Origin of the sequence: Maribacter luteocoastalis (genome assembly GCF_048890225.1) — a bacterium.
Taxonomy (GTDB): domain Bacteria; phylum Bacteroidota; class Bacteroidia; order Flavobacteriales; family Flavobacteriaceae; genus Maribacter; species Maribacter luteocoastalis.
Genome location: NZ_JBMFZG010000012.1, coordinates 33524 through 49042, shown reverse-complemented (window position 1 = coordinate 49042; position 15519 = coordinate 33524). Strand labels below are relative to the sequence as shown.

The window sequence follows — 15519 nt, the reverse complement described above, 5'->3', positions numbered from 1 at the left end:
GCCAACATCAACCTTAACAGGCTATTTAGGTGAATAATTTGGGATACAACAAATAACCTATACATAATATAAATAGTAACAAAAACTAAAGCCTTTCCAGCGAGCCAAGTTTCATTTAAATGAAGTTTTAGAAAACTACGTAGTCTTAAATAGAAGAAACTTACACAATCTTAAAGTTTAAAATTGAAAATAAATGTCCTTACAACACATCCTATGAAAAGCACATTCCCAACTCCCACAAATTCAACAAAATGCAAAAAACAGAATGCTTTTTTTGAAATTTAGTTTGTATATCCTAAAATTGAATTTATATTTGCAGCCGCTTATAGCGCTATGGTACCTTAGCTCAGTTGGTAGAGCAACGGACTGAAAATCCGTGTGTCCCTGGTTCGATTCCTGGAGGTACCACAAAAAATCCTTACTTCACCGTAAGGATTTTTTTGGTTTTATACATTATCTTTAAAAAGTAAATCACAAAATTAACCTTGATTGATTTCAATAGACCTAAACACACCATTAAAAATATTAGAATCTTACTTAACCAAAAAAAGTTGGTTATTACTTAATGAACATATACAATCTATTGAAAGTCCCGGAGAGGGGAACATGAATGTTGTCTTGCGTGTTAAAACAGACAAATCCTCCTTCATTATTAAACAATCAAGACCATTTGTTCAAAAATATCCAAGCATTTCCGCCCCTTTAAATAGAATAGCAATAGAGTATCAGTTTTACAAGAAGGTAATCAATCCCCAAATAAGGGTTCATCTACCAAGGGTAATTCATTTTGACCCAAAAGATCATTTACTAATGATGGAGGATTTGGGCAAAGTTCAAGATTTAACACGGATATATGATATTCGAAAAATATCTCCGACAACATTTAATTTACTGCTAGAAGTATTAACCCTTATTCACCAAACAAAAAATACAAATGATTTTCCAGAAAACTTAAGCATGCGCATGCTTAACCATCAACACATATTTGAGCTACCCTTTATGTTAGAAAATGGTTTTTCTTTAGATGATATTCAACCTGGATTGCAGAAATTATCACTTAAATATAAAAATGACAAAGTCTTAAAAGCAACAGTTCAAAAAATAGGGGCATTATACTTAAGTGAAGGCACCACTCTTTTACACGGTGATTATTACCCGGGCAGTTGGATGCAGACTGCAAATAATACTTATGTGCTTGACCCTGAATTTGCTTTTGTTGGTTTTCCAGAATATGACCTTGGGGTTATGGCTGGGCATTTAATTATGGCAACTCATGATGAAACTTACTTGGAAAAAATAATCATCGGTTACGAAGGCAAAATTAGAGAACAATTACTACTTCAAATGGCTGGCATCGAAATTATACGGCGTTTAATAGGCTTAGCACAACTGCCCATGCAGCGCACCCTTGATGAGAAAGAAAAACTATTGCAAATAGCTTATAATCTTATTAAATCATGAAAAACTGGTTCCTATTACCTCTTATACTCATACTATCCTGTAATCAAAGGACTAAAACTGGGCCAAACATTAAATCTCCCCAAACTATTGACTATGGCTCAGATAGCCTAATATTGACTAACGTTCAATATTATGATAAAATCTTAGGGGCGCTAGTAGGCTCGGCCATCGGAGATGCTATGGGTGCCTCCACAGAAATGTGGGACCGTAAGGCAATTCAATTAAAATATGGCTACATTACAGGACTTACCCCAGCGGTTCGTGAACAATCTCCCGAAGGAACATGGGACCATAATCTAATGGCAGGTGCCACCACTGATGATACACGTTGGAAATACCTGATGATCAAATATTTTGAACAATATACCGGCAAACTGAATCCAAACAATTTTTCTAAGTTCATAATAGAATACTATGCGACTTTAACGAATTCGCTTGTAAATGAAGAAACAAAAAGAAATATTGACTATTTAGACGATCAGATTGAAAAAATAGAATGGATAAAGGAATGGGCCAGAGTTGCATTAGCATATCAAGACAACACAAGTTCATACTTAAAAGCGACTAATAGATTTTATGGCGGAGAAATGTCCTGTGCAGGACAACTATATACTCCTATGCTTGGTTTAGTCACCAAAAACCCAACCACAGCATATAATTTAGCTTATGACCATAGCATTTTTGATATTGGTTACGCAAAGGATATTTCTGCCACGGTTGCGGCCATGACCAATATGGCCTTGCAAACAAAAAATATCGATTCCTTGTTGGACACGGCTACCTTTACTGATCCTTTAGGCTATCAAGATAGTAGGCTGGTAGGCCGTATTCCTTTTACAATATTAAAAAATGCCAGAACACAGGTAAACAGTATAAATAACCTTGTCATTGTGGATTCTTCTTTTGTCAATAGGGATACGCGTTTTGAGGTACCTAAAGGATTTCCTGGAACAACCAGCGATTGGATAAAACAAGAAATGCTCTATCAGTTATTGGAAAAGGATAAACGCGCTATTGCTTTCCATAGCGCAGAAATATGGCAAATAATGATTACCGGAATTGCATATGGCAATGGTGATTTTGAAAAAACCATGCAGTTTATTGTAAACTATGGTAGGGACAATGATACGGTTGCCGCCGTTGCGGGAATGATTTTAGGAGCACAAATAGGATACACCAACCTACCTGAAAGTTTAAAACACGAAATAATAAAAGTTAATAAAAATTACTTACACTTAGATTTAGAAACCATGGCCAAAACCATGGCTCCCTGATATATTTATTCCCAAATACGTTCCACTAGATTCTCGGTAAAATCCATAACCCCTATTGCCCTTTCCGTATTATTTTTAAAGACCAACTCTGTAAAATCTGATTTAGGAAATACTTGGTTTGTCATTACATATTGGCCTTTATTAACGAACAATTCTATAGATGACTTATCTAAGAGAATCCGTATCTCAATTTCACCATCAGGCAAATTAGGCATAGGCATTTGTTGGTTTCCGAGTGCAAATTTCTCTGAAAATCCAGTTTTACCTGCTTTAGACCTATTCATTAAGGCGCTTTTATCTGCCTTGTTCAACCTAACAAAAAGACTATCTCCCTGTATATTGGCCATGGTCAAAGAAAAATTAGGGTCTGCGGTTTTGAATATTAATTCTGATTGGTTCCCATGCTCAATCAACAGCTTTTTCTCACTATGCGGATGCAAAACAAAATCTTTTCCTGCTACTTTATTTTTAACCAATCCATCTACTTGATGTAAAGGATAATTAATAAGTTCATAGGATCCATCATTTTTTTCTAATGACAACTTTCTAGGAATGGTCATGGCACTACGCCATTTTTTGGTTGGTGTATCCCTAGCATAATCCCAATTACTCATCCATCCAATAAAAATCCTATCTCCAGATGGTACATTGTTATAGGTAACGCCCGCATAATTATCACGCCCATAATCCACCCATTTGCTCTCTGTCTGTTCTGTAGTAAATGTCTTACCATCAAAGTCCCCAATAAAATATTGTGTGCCGCTACCGCCATTTGGTGCTCCCGGGTTAATACTTATCAGCAACACCCATTTCTCTTCATCAGTTCCCGCTACCTTTAATTTAAACATATCCGGGCATTCCCAGACACCGCCATGGGCTCCATTATCCTTACCAAACTCACTTACCTGTTCCCATTCTTTTAGGTTTGGTGAATCCCAAATCTGCAAATGATCGCCTGCAACCAAAAGCATGGTCCATATATTTTCTTTTTCATTCCAAAAAACCTTGGGATCTCTAAAATCCTTGATTCCATCATTACCAATCACAGGATTACCTTCATATTTTATCCAACTGTCCCCATTATCCAAACTATATGCTATTCCCTGTGTTTGGAAGTCACTCCTGCCCGCTTGTTCGCCTTCCATATTATGATACGTAAATATGGCTACCAATGCTGGAGCTTCATCAGACCCAAAACCAGAGGTGTTATTTATATCAACCACTGCGCTACCAGAAAAAATAAAACCATTTTCATCAGGAAAAAGAGCTATAGGCTTATGCTCCCAACGCACCATATCCTTACTAATGGCATGCCCCCAATGCATTGGCCCCCAAACAATATCACCTGGATAATATTGATAGAACAAATGATAAACCCCATCATGATATACCAGGCCATTGGGATCGTTCATCCATTTTTCCTCTGGAGTAAAATGAAACTGTGGCCTATATTCCTCCATACAGTAATTAGTAATAGACTTCTTTACTTCTACTTTAGCTTCTTTTTCCTTACAAGAAATAAAACACATTAGAAAAGAAAAAAAAGTAGTACTAGTAAAAATTTTCAGCATGATTTTTAATTTGAAAAGCCCCTATAGGCTCTTATTTCACCACTTTAAAAATACTACCTTTGTGTATAGATCATATACTTCAATGCGTTTTATTTTATCCATTTTGCTATTTGCTTTGCTAAACTCATGTGGTCATGGACAGAAAGGAATAGACCGTGCCCTAAAACTTTGGAACAAGGAATCTGTCCCCTACATCTATCCTATGGATATCTCCTTAAATGACACTTTTATCTTCTTGGACACTAGGGAAAAAGAAGAATTTAATGTTAGCCATTTAAAAAATGCCCTTTGGGTAGGCTATAAGGATTTTGATAAAAATTTAGTCTTAAACCAAATTCCAGATAAATCACAAAACATAATAGTGTACTGCTCTATTGGCATACGTTCAGAAAATATTGGTGAAAAGCTCAAAGCACTTGGGTACACTAATGTCCTTAATCTTTATGGTGGTATTTTTAGCTGGAAAAATAATAACAGAGCTGTCTATAACAGTCGAGGTCAGGAAACCGATAGTGTACACGCCTTTAATAAGCATTGGGGAAAGTTATTGGATAATGGAATCAAAGTATATGACAACTGACTTTATTTTAAATAAATCCGTCAGGTAAGTGTAGTACTGTATAAACAAAATTGTTTGGATTATTAATAAAGGAAGCTGATTTGGGAATTTTACAACCTAACGAAAATACAAAAGACGATAAGGCCATAGATTTTACACTGGCAAGCTCACAAAATCTCCTTTTAATATTTACAAGAAACCCCGAATTGGGCAAGGGTAAAAGGCGATTAGCGGCAACCATTGGAGATGAGGCGACTTTAGAAATTTATAAATTTCTTTTAAACCATACTTCCAAAATTACCAAAAACCTATACGCTAAAAAAATTGTCTATTACTCAGAAGAGATTTGGGCAAATGATATTTGGGACAACAACCGCTACGACAAAAAAGTACAGGTTGGCGCAGATTTGGGCGAGCGTATGGCAAATGCTTTTTTAGATGGGTTTTCAAAAGGATTTGACAAAATCATTATTATAGGCAGTGATATGTTAAACCTATCCTTATCCGATTTAGAAACTGCCTTCAAAGCCTTGGATAAGTACGATTTTGTAGTTGGCCCAGCAGAGGATGGTGGATACTATTTATTAGGAATGAAAACCTTTAAAAAGGAACTTTTTCTAAACAAAATTTGGGGAACCGATACTGTTTTACAGGACACCTTAAATGATATTAAGTATGAAAAGACAACCCTTTTAGAAGCTAGAAACGACATAGATTATTATGAAGATATAAAGGACATTAGTGCTTTTGAACCTTTTTTAAAACACATGAAATAATGACAAAAAAACAATTGGAGGAATCTGTAGCTTATTTACAGAAAAAGGGGTTTGAAAACCCAGAAATTGGTATCGTATTGGGCACAGGTCTTGGCGAATTAGTGAACCATGTAGAAAACCAAATTGAGGCACATTACAACCACATCCCGTTTTTTCCACTGGCAACAGTAGAATTTCATACCGGAAAGTTGGTTTTTGGCACTATTTCAGGAAAAAAAGTTGTAGTCATGCAAGGCCGTTTTCATTTATATGAAGGCTATGATTTTATAGATATTACCTATCCTATTCGTGTTATGCATATGCTGGGCATCAGCAAACTGTTTATTTCAAATGCGGCTGGGGCTGTAAACTTAAACTATAAAAAAGGAGATATGATGTTAATAGAAGACCATATTAACCTACAAGGTGGATCTCCATTAGCATTTAAAAATGTGAGTGAGTTTGGGGAACGATTTGCAGATATGTCCGAACCTTACGACAAGGGTATGCGCGCTAAACTTATTGACATTGCGGCTACAAATAACATTACATTAAAATCTGGAGTATATGCATCAGTAGTTGGCCCACAATTAGAAACCAAGGCCGAATATAGAATGCTAAAAATTCTTGGTGCAGATGCAGTAGGTATGAGTACCGTGCCTGAAGTAATAGTTGCCAATCATTTAAACTTGCCTATTGTGGCGGTTTCTGTCCTAACCGATGAATGCGATCCCGATAATTTAAAACCTGTAAATATTGCCGAAATAATCGCAATTGCCAACAAAACCGAACCTAAAATGGTGAAACTTTTCCAAGAATTAATAAAGCAATTGTAAGGTATAACCCGTAATGGCTACCATTACAGTGGTATCTTTTATTAATGGACAGAAAACAGAACAAAATCAGTATTATCATCCCTACTTTTAATGAAGAAGGGCATATTTCAAAAGTACTACAGGCACTTGAAAAAAATGCTTCAGGTGACGGTATAAAAGAAATTATTGTAGTTGATGGCGGTAGTACAGACGCCACTACCAACATAGCAGCAAGCTTGGGTGCAAAAATTTTAAAATCATCTAAAGGCCGTGCCAAACAAATGAACCTTGGCGCAAAAAATGCATCGGGCACTATTCTTTATTTTCTTCATGTAGATTCTATTCCGCCACGAAATTTCGACCAAAATATCGTTAAGGCATACGAGCAAGGTTTTAGCGCCGGCTGTTTTAGGTTACATTTTAATAGTAAAAGTTTGTTTTTAAGATTCTTTGCTTGGTGTACATGTATAAACCATATTCTCTGTAGGGGCGGTGATCAATCACTCTATATAACTAAAGGATTGTTTGACGAATTCGACGGTTTTGATGAAAATTATACAATTTATGAGGATATTGAACTTATCCATAGGATATATAAAAAAGTACGGTTTAAAATTATACCCAACTATGTTATAACCTCTGCAAGAAGATATCATGAGCGCGGTATGATTACCTTGCAATATCACTTCGGGGTAATACATGCCATGTATTTTACAGGTGCAAAGCCAAATGATTTATATACATATTACCTTGAAAAAATTGCCATTAAAAAGAACACTGCTACTTATCCTCAAAATCGAGCAGCACCCCTTCAGAAATCCATTTAGCCAATGCTTGTCTATTATCGGGATCTAGAATACGGCGTTGATCTTTTTTGTTCTTAATATTACCAATTTCTATATAGGCCATTGCCGGATGTGTTTTTCTCACTAAATATAGGGCCGTCCTATCTCCAAAAGTTCCCTCATAAGTTCTATTTGGCTGATATTTACTGTATTTAGATTGAAACGTCTTGTGAATGCTCTCTGCCAATTTCTTGCCATTTTTACTTTGCTCATGATGGTAAAAAAATACATCTATGTTCTGCCCTTTGCTCCTACTATCCACATGGGTTACAATAAGTCGTTGGTATTTTCCTTTATTGGTTTTGTACAAATCATTTACAATTTCAACCCGTTGCTGTAAGCGTGCCAAATGATTCAAAGGAATGGTCTTTTCAGGGTAAGCCACTTCATCATGATCTATTTCCAAAATACGTTCATCACGTATACCATCGTTTTCATCCCTAATGATAATATAAACCGTTGCACCATGGGCCAATAATTCTTTGGCCAATCGTAAGGTAATATCATATGCATATTCATCTTCAGCAATGCTTTTACCATCATAAACGGCCATAGCTCCTGGATCTGGTCCACCGTGACCGGATACCAAATAGTAAACCGCACCCTTTAACCGTTTACTTTTTGTCAGAACAGTTTCGTGCTTCTCCCCAAAAATTGAAAATACTATACTTTCTTCTTCCTTAATTTTTTTAGATTGATCCTGAATAGAATCTACAATAGGAATGTTTTCTAACCTTACCTTGGGAATTTGATAGGAATTACCGGCTATTAGATGAACACTATCTTTCAATTTAGCCACATTAAGCGACACAAACTCATCAAAATGCTCATAAGGTTTTAAGCCTTCATTTCTTAATAAGGACAATATGCCATCCCCAGGGTTTGCGGTAACGGTAACCAAAGTATCCTGAGCGGCCACCTGCAAAATACATAGCAGGACTATACTATGAATAAAATGGAATTTATTTCTCACTTTTTATTAAAAACAAAGTTCATGCCCAACTCATTTACAGGCAACCTAATTATCCTCAAAATTTAAACTGGAATAATCTTTTAATATTCCATTGGCAATCATTTTAGTAATGTTTGGTCTAGCGGACTTTAATTGGATTCCCTGTGCTTGATTATTATTACTGCTATTCAACCCAATAATGGTAATAGGTGGAAGTACATTTTTTGCAAGAAAAATATTTGCCTCATCATTAAAGGAAGAAATACCCTCTTTGGAAGAAGATTTTCTAATTGCATTTTTTCTAAAAACGTCTTGTAGGCTTGCCGCCAACCTTGTCCCTTCCTTACTTTGACCGTAATGGTTTACCGTTACCTCTATATTCTTAGTATTATCAATACCATCCTCTATTAACAAAACGCGCTGATAATTGCCATTATATACCAAAAATTTTCTATTGACGACTCCAGAATAATTACCTAAAACCGATATTTTAAATGCTTCAATATCTTTTTCTGAATTACCTTTCGGTTGCATTAAGGCATTCTCCAAAAGACATACCCGAGCACCCTTTTCCAGTAGCTCTTTGGCCAATCCTAGCATAAAATCATTTGAATTGCTGTTGAGTATGGTTTCTGGGGTATTCATTATATAATATACGGTATGAAGAAGTGTAGCGTCCTTAATTTTCATTTTGGAGAGCTCCTTGTCAAAAATTGATTCCTCTAAACCCGTATCAACCGATATTCTGGTTCCCATGTTCCTAAAACTATCTGGGGCATTTGGCAATATATAGGTTGTCCCAATTATTAAATCACTGCCATTTCGAACATTCTTTTCATTTAAATTTAGAAATTCAACATAGTATTTTATTGGATGTATCCCAGCACTTCTCAATATAGAAAAAATGCCGTCACCACTTTTAGCAACAATGGTATCTCTTGGAGTTTGGGCAAATACCATTGAAGAAAAAACTAATAGAAATAATGTTGGTAAATTTAATTGTTGTATGCGCATGATATGGATAGTGAAGTACAAATATTACTAAAAATAGCGTGGAATAGCAATTAAAAAGAGTTTGGATAGGTGATAATTCCCAAGTCTTCAATTTCACCTAATCCAAATAGGCTTTATAGTGATTTTTGATTACCTCCTGAGCCGGTTTGTTTTGAGGTGTAAAACGGTTATCTAATTCCCCTCCAGAGTTCTGGTGCTGTATAAACCATTTCCAAACATAACCTCCGGCAAACCAATCCTCATTCCAAAATTCATTAAATATGGCGGTTTTTGCATTTGACTGTGCCACAAGGTTTACCTCTTCCTCATTTCTATCTACCAACCAAGGTTTTTTTGCTGTAAAATTCATAGAGCGATACCCAAATTCCGTAAAGACTACCGGTTTATTTTTTACTTTGGCCAAAGTCGCAATTTTATCTTTCCAAGGTCTCCATCCTAACTGTAATTCGTTAACTGTAGGGGTTTTAGCCTCAGATAAGGGAAAGTAAGCATCTATGCCAATATAATCCAACTTTTCCCAAAAAGGCGTTCTGTCATACTCGTCCCAATTGGCCGCATATGTTAGTTTACCGGAATAAACAGATCTTATTTCCTTTATTAATCTTTCCCAATATGTAGGTCTGTTCTTTACGAAATTCTCCAGTTCCGTACCAATACAGAGTAAAGGGGCCTTTACCTCTTCCGCCATTTCCGCATAATTCAGGATAAAGCACTTATATGAATCTTCAAGCTGTAGCCAATGATCTTCGCTTTCCATTTTTAAGGTACCCGTAAACTGCCCTCCACCAATCCAAATTTGTGGTTTTACCATGACTTCCAATCCATTCCTTTGCAATAGTTCTATATATTGCTTGGCACCTTTACGTGTTTCACCAAACCATTGTCTCTCTGTATCAAAAATTATCTGAGGCGAAGTTATGTCCCTAATAAAACCAAAGGGCATGATGGCCGCACTATTCGCATAGATTTTCACGACCTCGTCTATGTGGGATTGCGCTACCTCTTCCCTAGAAGCTACAAAACTTACACCATTAATTTTCTTTTGTGCTTTACCTGAACAAGAAAATTGAAGTGCACACAAGAACAGAAGTCCCAAATTTTTCATTGACAATGGATTAGGACCTCTAAAGTAGAATATTTACTCCTTTTTCTTAAAATAGAAACCCAAATACTATGTTAAATTTCACGGTAGAAATCAATTTGAAAATACTACAAGTTCAGACAGGCAATCCCAACTACTTTATGCTTATTTTACTGATTCATTTAATTTCCAATCATAAGGATAAAATGAAATGGTACTGTTTTCTGGTAGTTTTTGATTTCTATAATTATTTATAAAGTCTTTAATACCGCTTCCTTTTTGCTCAAAATCTTGTTTATACCAATCAAATATTTGGGAAATCTGAACATCCGAACCGTTTACCCGTATGAACTTTGGGTTATTTAATGCCTTAACGGTTTGCTCTTTTAATTGAATTTCAAACACTGCAGGCCTGTAGGCTTCCTTTATAATGGGAGGACACCCGATACCTGCACAAACCAATACAAAATGAAAACGGGGTTCATTAGGATATTTTGCTCGTAATAATTTATTCTCTATAGCATTTAGGGTAATATTTTCCCCACCTACTTGATGTTTGTTCTTGTCAAAAAAACCTGGAATATCCAATGGGGATTGTATTGGGTAATGTTTAACAATACCATCTATAACCAGCAAATTATACACATTTACCCAAAAAGCCTGATATTCATTTGCCTTATAGCCATCAGCCTTTATCTTTTTTGCTATTTCCAAAGTTGCAATTAAGGTATTTGGATTCTTTTTGACACTCGCATAATCTACTCTACCATTTTCAACATAGGAGTTAAGGAAATCGTCAGTATCATTAAAAAAATTGGTTAATGTTTGCCCAAATGAGAATGATGAAACCAATAAAAACAAAAGGCAATTGCAGTAGTACTTCATTATAACCTATTTAATAGTTCTGTATTGGATGGTTAGTCGGCATGTAAAGTAAATACATACATAAAACTACGCTTTTAAGGTATTAGTAAACTGTACACCCATTTATAATCTTTCTAAATTAAGGCACCTGGTTAAGTTATTATCTTTAGGAACGACATAAAACCCAACAAAACCACTTTATGCAACACATCGTAATAATTGGCAATGGTATATCTGGTGTAACCTTAGCAAGGCATATTAGAAAATTATCAAACAATAGAATTACCATAATCTCCGCAGAAACCGATTATTTTTTCTCTCGTACGGCATTAATGTACGTGTATATGGGCCACATGAAATTTAAGCATACCCAACCTTATGAAAACTGGTTCTGGAAAAAAAATAAGATTGATCTATTAAATGGGTTTGTTGAAACCATTGTGCCAAATTCCAAAAAAGTGATATTGGCAAGTGGACAAGAGATTTCTTATGACAAATTGGTCATTGCCACAGGATCTAAGCCCAATAAATTTGGTTGGCCCGGTCAAGATTTGAAAGGCGTACAAGGACTATATTCCAAACAAGACCTAGATATATTAGAGCAAAACGCACCCAATAACAAAATCTGTAAACACGCTGTTATAGTTGGTGGAGGACTTATAGGGATTGAAATGGCAGAAATGCTAAGAAGCCGTAAAATACCTGTTACGTTTCTAGTCCGTGAGACTAGTTTTTGGAATGGGGTTTTACCCTCTGGCGAATCCAAAATGATCAATGAACACCTATTGGAACATCATATAGATTTGCGTTTAGACACTAATTTAAAAGAAATACTGGCTGATGAAAATGGACGGGCCAAAGCTGTGGTAACAGATAAAGGAGATACTATTCCATGCTCGGTTGTTGGCCTTACAGCCGGTGTTACCCCCAACATAGATTTTCTTAAGGATTCTGGAATAGCAATTGAAAAAGGAGTCAAGGTAAATCGATTATTGGAAACCAATATAAATGACATTTACGCCATTGGTGACTGCGCACAACAGCATGAAGCCATTGGCAACCGTAGGCCAGTAGAGGCAGTATGGTATACTGGGCGTATGATGGGAGAAACCTTGGCACAGACACTTTGTGGCAAGCCAACGGAATATAAACCAGGCCATTGGTTCAATTCGGCCAAGTTCTTGGATATAGAATACCAAACCTACGGTTGGGTCTTTAGCGAACGTAACAAGAAAGACTATGAGCAACACTTTCACTGGCGACATCACAAAGAAAAAATATGCATAACCATAGCTTTTCACAAAAGCACAAAATTGTTTTTGGGGATAAACACTTTTGGTATACGTATGCGCCATGAAATCTTTGACCGATGGTTATCCGAGAATAGAAATATAGATTATGTGATAGCATATTTAAAAGATGCCAATTTTGACCCTGAATTATATAACCATTATGAAGATGCCATTGTAACCAAATACAATGAAGAATTCGGTCAAAACATCACACCAAAAAAGAAAAGTTGGAAACGAATTTTTAGCAACTCATAAGCACTGAAAAATCTATTCTTTAAATGAAAGCAATTAAAAATATAGGGTTAGCAATCTTTTTAACAGGTCTTACCATATTCACTCTTTTGCCTGTAGTTGGCACTTACAACCTCTCCCCAGAAACATTTTCACAATTTATTGAACAGAAAGGCATTAAAAGTGAACAGTTCATTAGCGATATGGAACAAAATGTAGTTGGATTACGGTTCGAGGGCATGTTGCAATTATCACCAGTGATTGTAAAAAACCTTGAAATCGCCAATGCAAATCACCGAAAAAACAAAGAGTATAAAAAAGTGATTTACACTAAGCCCCATGATATGGCTGCAGAATTGGGCAAAAAAGCCGGAAGTGGCTTCATTGTTAAAAATAAGGGTTTCATGTGGTTCCTAACTTTTGGTCTTGGTAGTATTGGTGCACTAATGTTTATTCTGCCCAACGTTTTGCTTTTAGGTAAAAAAGGCATTAAGAACGATGGAATATACCTCCAAGACAGTACGAATAAGGGATGGATCGCATGGTTGGTATTTATATTTTTGGTTGGGTTTTACTTAGTACTTTATTTTCGTTCGGAATATGCCGTAAACTGGACATATCTGGTAGATCCAATTAGCGAAAGTCTAAGCGGAAACCCCGCAGGGCATTGGTTTGTTTATGGCTTTATGTACTGTGTGGTCATGACGGTTATGGCGATTCGTATGTATATCAAATACAGACATAATATATATCAAATTGTACGTACAACATCGGTCTTGTTCTTTCAGATTGTCTTTGCCTTTTTAATTCCTGAAATTATGGTGCGGTTACAAATGCCCTATTATGATTTTAAAAATGCCTTTCCCCTTGACTATGATTTCTTCTTTCAATGGAATTTGAAATCGCTCTTAAACAGTGGGGGTATTGGAATTTTTATTCTCTTTTGGGGTGTGATATTAACGCTGGTCATTGTGCCTGTAATGGTTTATTTTTTTGGTAAACGTTGGTATTGCTCATGGGTTTGTGGGTGTGGCGGACTGGCGGAGACCTTGGGGGACCCTTACCGGCAACATTCAGACAAATCATTATTTGCTTGGAAAGTGGAACGATGGCTTATACACGGAGTTTTATTGTTTGCCATTGTGATGACCGGTATGACCTTATATAGCTTTTTCTCAGAAACAGGAACCGTTTTGGGCATAAAAACCCAACAAGTGCAAAACACATACAGCTTGGCCATAGGGTCAATTTTTGCAGGCGTCATCGGCACTGGGTTCTATCCTATTTTTGGAAATAGGGTTTGGTGCAGGTTTGGGTGTCCCTTAGCTGCATATCTTGGATTTGTACAACGATTTAAATCACGCTTTAGAATTACTACAAATGGTGGACAATGTATCTCTTGTGGTAATTGTTCTACCTATTGTGAACAGGGTATAGACGTTAGGGCCTACGCTCAAAAAGGAGAAAACATTGTACGCTCTAGTTGTGTAGGTTGCGGTATATGCTCCGCTGTTTGCCCTAGAGGGGTGTTAAAATTGGAAAACGGTCCGGAAGCAGGTCGTATTAACCCTACCCAAGTACTTTTGGGCAATGATGTTGACCTTATGGATTTGGTGAACAAAAATTAAAACTGGTATGAAAACGGTTACACTTATTTCTTTTGTTTTACTAATTAAGTTTGCCGGGCTTATGAACAGGACCAATTAAAAAACATGTTATTATAATGGTAAATTGGCATCTGAAGGTTGGCTACGGTTTAATATATAAGATGGATACTGGAAATTTTATCCTAAAAACGGTACGTTATACCAACAAGGACACTATCAATATAACAAACGGGAAAGATATTGGTACTTTTGCGATGAAAAAAGAATTCGTACACAGCAAGGGCATTTTAAAAGTGGTTTAAAAACCAAATGGTGGTTGTATTATGACAAAAAGGGTCGTGTATATCACAAATGCCAACTACATAATGACCTTAAGAACGGATACTGCCTAAAATATCTAGATGAAAAACTCACTTCCGCTGAAAAATATAGTAATGGAAAAAAAATTAAGGAATGGACTCATTTCGACTCCTTTCAAAAAAAAAATAGCATTTCCGATTTAAAATAATGGTAGATATCAACGTTATCATCCCAGCCTTTAACGAGGAGGACTCCATTGCACATGTAATCAATGAGATTCCAAAAACGGTAAGTGAAATTATTGTGGTAAGCAATGCCTCTACAGATGACACTGTAAAAAATGCCCAAGCAGCAAAGGCAACCGTACTTACAGAAAATAGAAAAGGCTACGGCCATGCATGCTTGTGTGGAATAGAATATATAGCCAAAAAATCCAAACAACCCGATATTATCGTATTTATGGATGGAGATTATTCTGACTATCCAGATGAATTGACAAAGATTGTGGCACCTATTTTGGAAAATGGGATGGATTTTGTGCTTGGGGCCCGAAAAAAAAGTTTACGGGAAGAAGGTTCAATGACTCCACAACAAATTTTTGGCAACTGGTTGGCCACATTTTTAATGCGATTATTTTTTGGTGCAAAATTTACGGATTTAGGACCTTTTAGAGCTATAAAATACGAAAAGCTCAACGAATTAAAAATGCAGGATAAGACTTATGGATGGACAGTTGAAATGCAATTGAAAATTTTAAAGAAAAAAATGGCATATGCCGAAGTACCAGTACGTTACAAAAAAAGAATTGGTGTTTCAAAAGTATCAGGTACGGTAAAAGGAACTATATTTGCAGGCATAAAAATATTAGGTTGGATATTTAAATACAGTATAAAATAAT

The 15519-nt window shown here is 36.1% G+C and carries 15 protein-coding genes and 1 tRNA gene; 11 read left to right on the top strand and 5 right to left on the bottom strand.

Annotated features, from left to right (window positions below; genetic code table 11):
- The first annotated feature begins 335 nt into the window (after positions 1-335).
- From ACOCEA_RS16900 to ACOCEA_RS16890, 3 genes are all read left to right on the top strand, one after another.
- Positions 336-408: transfer RNA gene (locus ACOCEA_RS16900), tRNA-Phe, on the top strand.
- 81 nt (positions 409-489) lie between these two features.
- The gene (locus ACOCEA_RS16895) at positions 490-1461 is read left to right on the top strand and encodes a phosphotransferase (RefSeq protein WP_420757453.1); all 972 of its coding nucleotides are present in this window, start codon (positions 490-492) and stop codon (positions 1459-1461) included.
- Positions 1458-2735, top strand: coding sequence for an ADP-ribosylglycohydrolase family protein (locus tag ACOCEA_RS16890; RefSeq protein WP_420757452.1), 1278 nt, complete (start codon positions 1458-1460; stop codon positions 2733-2735). Before ACOCEA_RS16895 ends, ACOCEA_RS16890 begins: the two co-directional genes overlap by 4 nt.
- A 5-nt stretch (positions 2736-2740) precedes the next feature.
- Here ACOCEA_RS16890 and ACOCEA_RS16885 read toward each other — a convergent pair whose 3' ends face one another.
- The gene (locus tag ACOCEA_RS16885) at positions 2741-4306 is read right to left on the bottom strand and encodes a glycoside hydrolase family 32 protein (RefSeq protein ID WP_420757451.1); all 1566 of its coding nucleotides are present in this window, start codon (positions 4304-4306) and stop codon (positions 2741-2743) included.
- 82 nt (positions 4307-4388) lie between these two features.
- Here ACOCEA_RS16885 and ACOCEA_RS16880 point away from each other — a divergent pair, with 82 nt between their 5' ends.
- From ACOCEA_RS16880 to ACOCEA_RS16865, 4 genes are all read left to right on the top strand, one after another.
- Complete coding sequence (locus ACOCEA_RS16880) at positions 4389-4886, top strand: rhodanese-like domain-containing protein (protein WP_420757450.1); 498 nt, start codon at positions 4389-4391, stop codon at positions 4884-4886.
- Positions 4887-5011: 125 nt separating this feature from the next.
- Positions 5012-5641, top strand: a complete 630-nt coding sequence (locus tag ACOCEA_RS16875; protein ID WP_420757544.1) for a TIGR04282 family arsenosugar biosynthesis glycosyltransferase — start codon at positions 5012-5014, stop codon at positions 5639-5641.
- Positions 5641-6456, top strand: coding sequence for a purine-nucleoside phosphorylase (locus ACOCEA_RS16870; RefSeq protein ID WP_420757449.1), 816 nt, complete (start codon positions 5641-5643; stop codon positions 6454-6456). The genes ACOCEA_RS16875 and ACOCEA_RS16870 overlap by 1 nt, the downstream gene beginning before the upstream one ends.
- Before the next feature lie 44 nt (positions 6457-6500).
- The gene (locus ACOCEA_RS16865) at positions 6501-7262 is read left to right on the top strand and encodes a TIGR04283 family arsenosugar biosynthesis glycosyltransferase (protein WP_420757448.1); all 762 of its coding nucleotides are present in this window, start codon (positions 6501-6503) and stop codon (positions 7260-7262) included.
- Here the strand turns inward: ACOCEA_RS16865 and ACOCEA_RS16860 are convergent.
- The 4 genes from ACOCEA_RS16860 to ACOCEA_RS16845 form a co-directional block, all read right to left on the bottom strand.
- Positions 7216-8253, bottom strand: coding sequence for an N-acetylmuramoyl-L-alanine amidase family protein (locus tag ACOCEA_RS16860; protein WP_420757447.1), 1038 nt, complete (start codon positions 8251-8253; stop codon positions 7216-7218). The two genes, ACOCEA_RS16865 and ACOCEA_RS16860, sit on opposite strands and share 47 nt — an antisense overlap.
- Positions 8254-8298: 45 nt before the next feature.
- The gene (locus ACOCEA_RS16855) at positions 8299-9192 is read right to left on the bottom strand and encodes a hypothetical protein (protein WP_420757446.1); all 894 of its coding nucleotides are present in this window, start codon (positions 9190-9192) and stop codon (positions 8299-8301) included.
- Between the two features lie 151 nt (positions 9193-9343).
- The gene (locus tag ACOCEA_RS16850; RefSeq protein ID WP_420757445.1) at positions 9344-10351 is read right to left on the bottom strand and encodes a glycoside hydrolase family 113; all 1008 of its coding nucleotides are present in this window, start codon (positions 10349-10351) and stop codon (positions 9344-9346) included.
- 141 nt (positions 10352-10492) lie between these two features.
- Positions 10493-11212, bottom strand: coding sequence for a DUF547 domain-containing protein (locus ACOCEA_RS16845; protein WP_420757444.1), 720 nt, complete (start codon positions 11210-11212; stop codon positions 10493-10495).
- A gap of 179 nt (positions 11213-11391) precedes the next feature.
- Here ACOCEA_RS16845 and ACOCEA_RS16840 point away from each other — a divergent pair, with 179 nt between their 5' ends.
- The 4 genes from ACOCEA_RS16840 to ACOCEA_RS16825 all read left to right on the top strand — a co-directional run bounded on the left by ACOCEA_RS16840 (position 11392) and on the right by ACOCEA_RS16825 (position 15518).
- Positions 11392-12738: an NAD(P)/FAD-dependent oxidoreductase gene (locus ACOCEA_RS16840; protein ID WP_420757443.1), complete on the top strand. Its 1347-nt coding sequence runs from the start codon at positions 11392-11394 to the stop codon at positions 12736-12738.
- 23 nt (positions 12739-12761) lie between these two features.
- On the top strand, positions 12762-14342 hold the full coding sequence (locus ACOCEA_RS16835) for a 4Fe-4S binding protein (RefSeq protein WP_420757442.1): 1581 nt from the start codon (positions 12762-12764) through the stop codon (positions 14340-14342).
- Positions 14343-14482: 140 nt separating this feature from the next.
- Entirely contained in the window at positions 14483-14623 is a 141-nt protein-coding gene (locus tag ACOCEA_RS16830; protein ID WP_420757441.1) for a hypothetical protein, read from the top strand.
- A 205-nt stretch (positions 14624-14828) separates the two neighbouring features.
- Positions 14829-15518, top strand: coding sequence for a glycosyltransferase family 2 protein (locus ACOCEA_RS16825; protein ID WP_420757440.1), 690 nt, complete (start codon positions 14829-14831; stop codon positions 15516-15518).
- The last annotated feature ends 1 nt before the right edge of the window (position 15519 follow it).

Coding starts and splice junctions, on each gene's coding strand:
- ACOCEA_RS16890 (WP_420757452.1), top strand. CDS start 1,458: ATGAAAAACTGGTTCCTATTACCTCTTATACTCATACTATCCTGTAAT.
- ACOCEA_RS16885 (WP_420757451.1), bottom strand. CDS start 4,306: ATGCTGAAAATTTTTACTAGTACTACTTTTTTTTCTTTTCTAATGTGT.
- ACOCEA_RS16880 (WP_420757450.1), top strand. CDS start 4,389: ATGCGTTTTATTTTATCCATTTTGCTATTTGCTTTGCTAAACTCATGT.
- ACOCEA_RS16870 (WP_420757449.1), top strand. CDS start 5,641: ATGACAAAAAAACAATTGGAGGAATCTGTAGCTTATTTACAGAAAAAG.
- ACOCEA_RS16865 (WP_420757448.1), top strand. CDS start 6,501: ATGGACAGAAAACAGAACAAAATCAGTATTATCATCCCTACTTTTAAT.
- ACOCEA_RS16855 (WP_420757446.1), bottom strand. CDS start 9,192: ATGGTATTTGCCCAAACTCCAAGAGATACCATTGTTGCTAAAAGTGGT.
- ACOCEA_RS16850 (WP_420757445.1), bottom strand. CDS start 10,351: ATGAAAAATTTGGGACTTCTGTTCTTGTGTGCACTTCAATTTTCTTGT.
- ACOCEA_RS16845 (WP_420757444.1), bottom strand. CDS start 11,212: ATGAAGTACTACTGCAATTGCCTTTTGTTTTTATTGGTTTCATCATTC.
- ACOCEA_RS16840 (WP_420757443.1), top strand. CDS start 11,392: ATGCAACACATCGTAATAATTGGCAATGGTATATCTGGTGTAACCTTA.
- ACOCEA_RS16835 (WP_420757442.1), top strand. CDS start 12,762: ATGAAAGCAATTAAAAATATAGGGTTAGCAATCTTTTTAACAGGTCTT.
- ACOCEA_RS16830 (WP_420757441.1), top strand. CDS start 14,483: ATGGATACTGGAAATTTTATCCTAAAAACGGTACGTTATACCAACAAG.
- ACOCEA_RS16825 (WP_420757440.1), top strand. CDS start 14,829: ATGGTAGATATCAACGTTATCATCCCAGCCTTTAACGAGGAGGACTCC.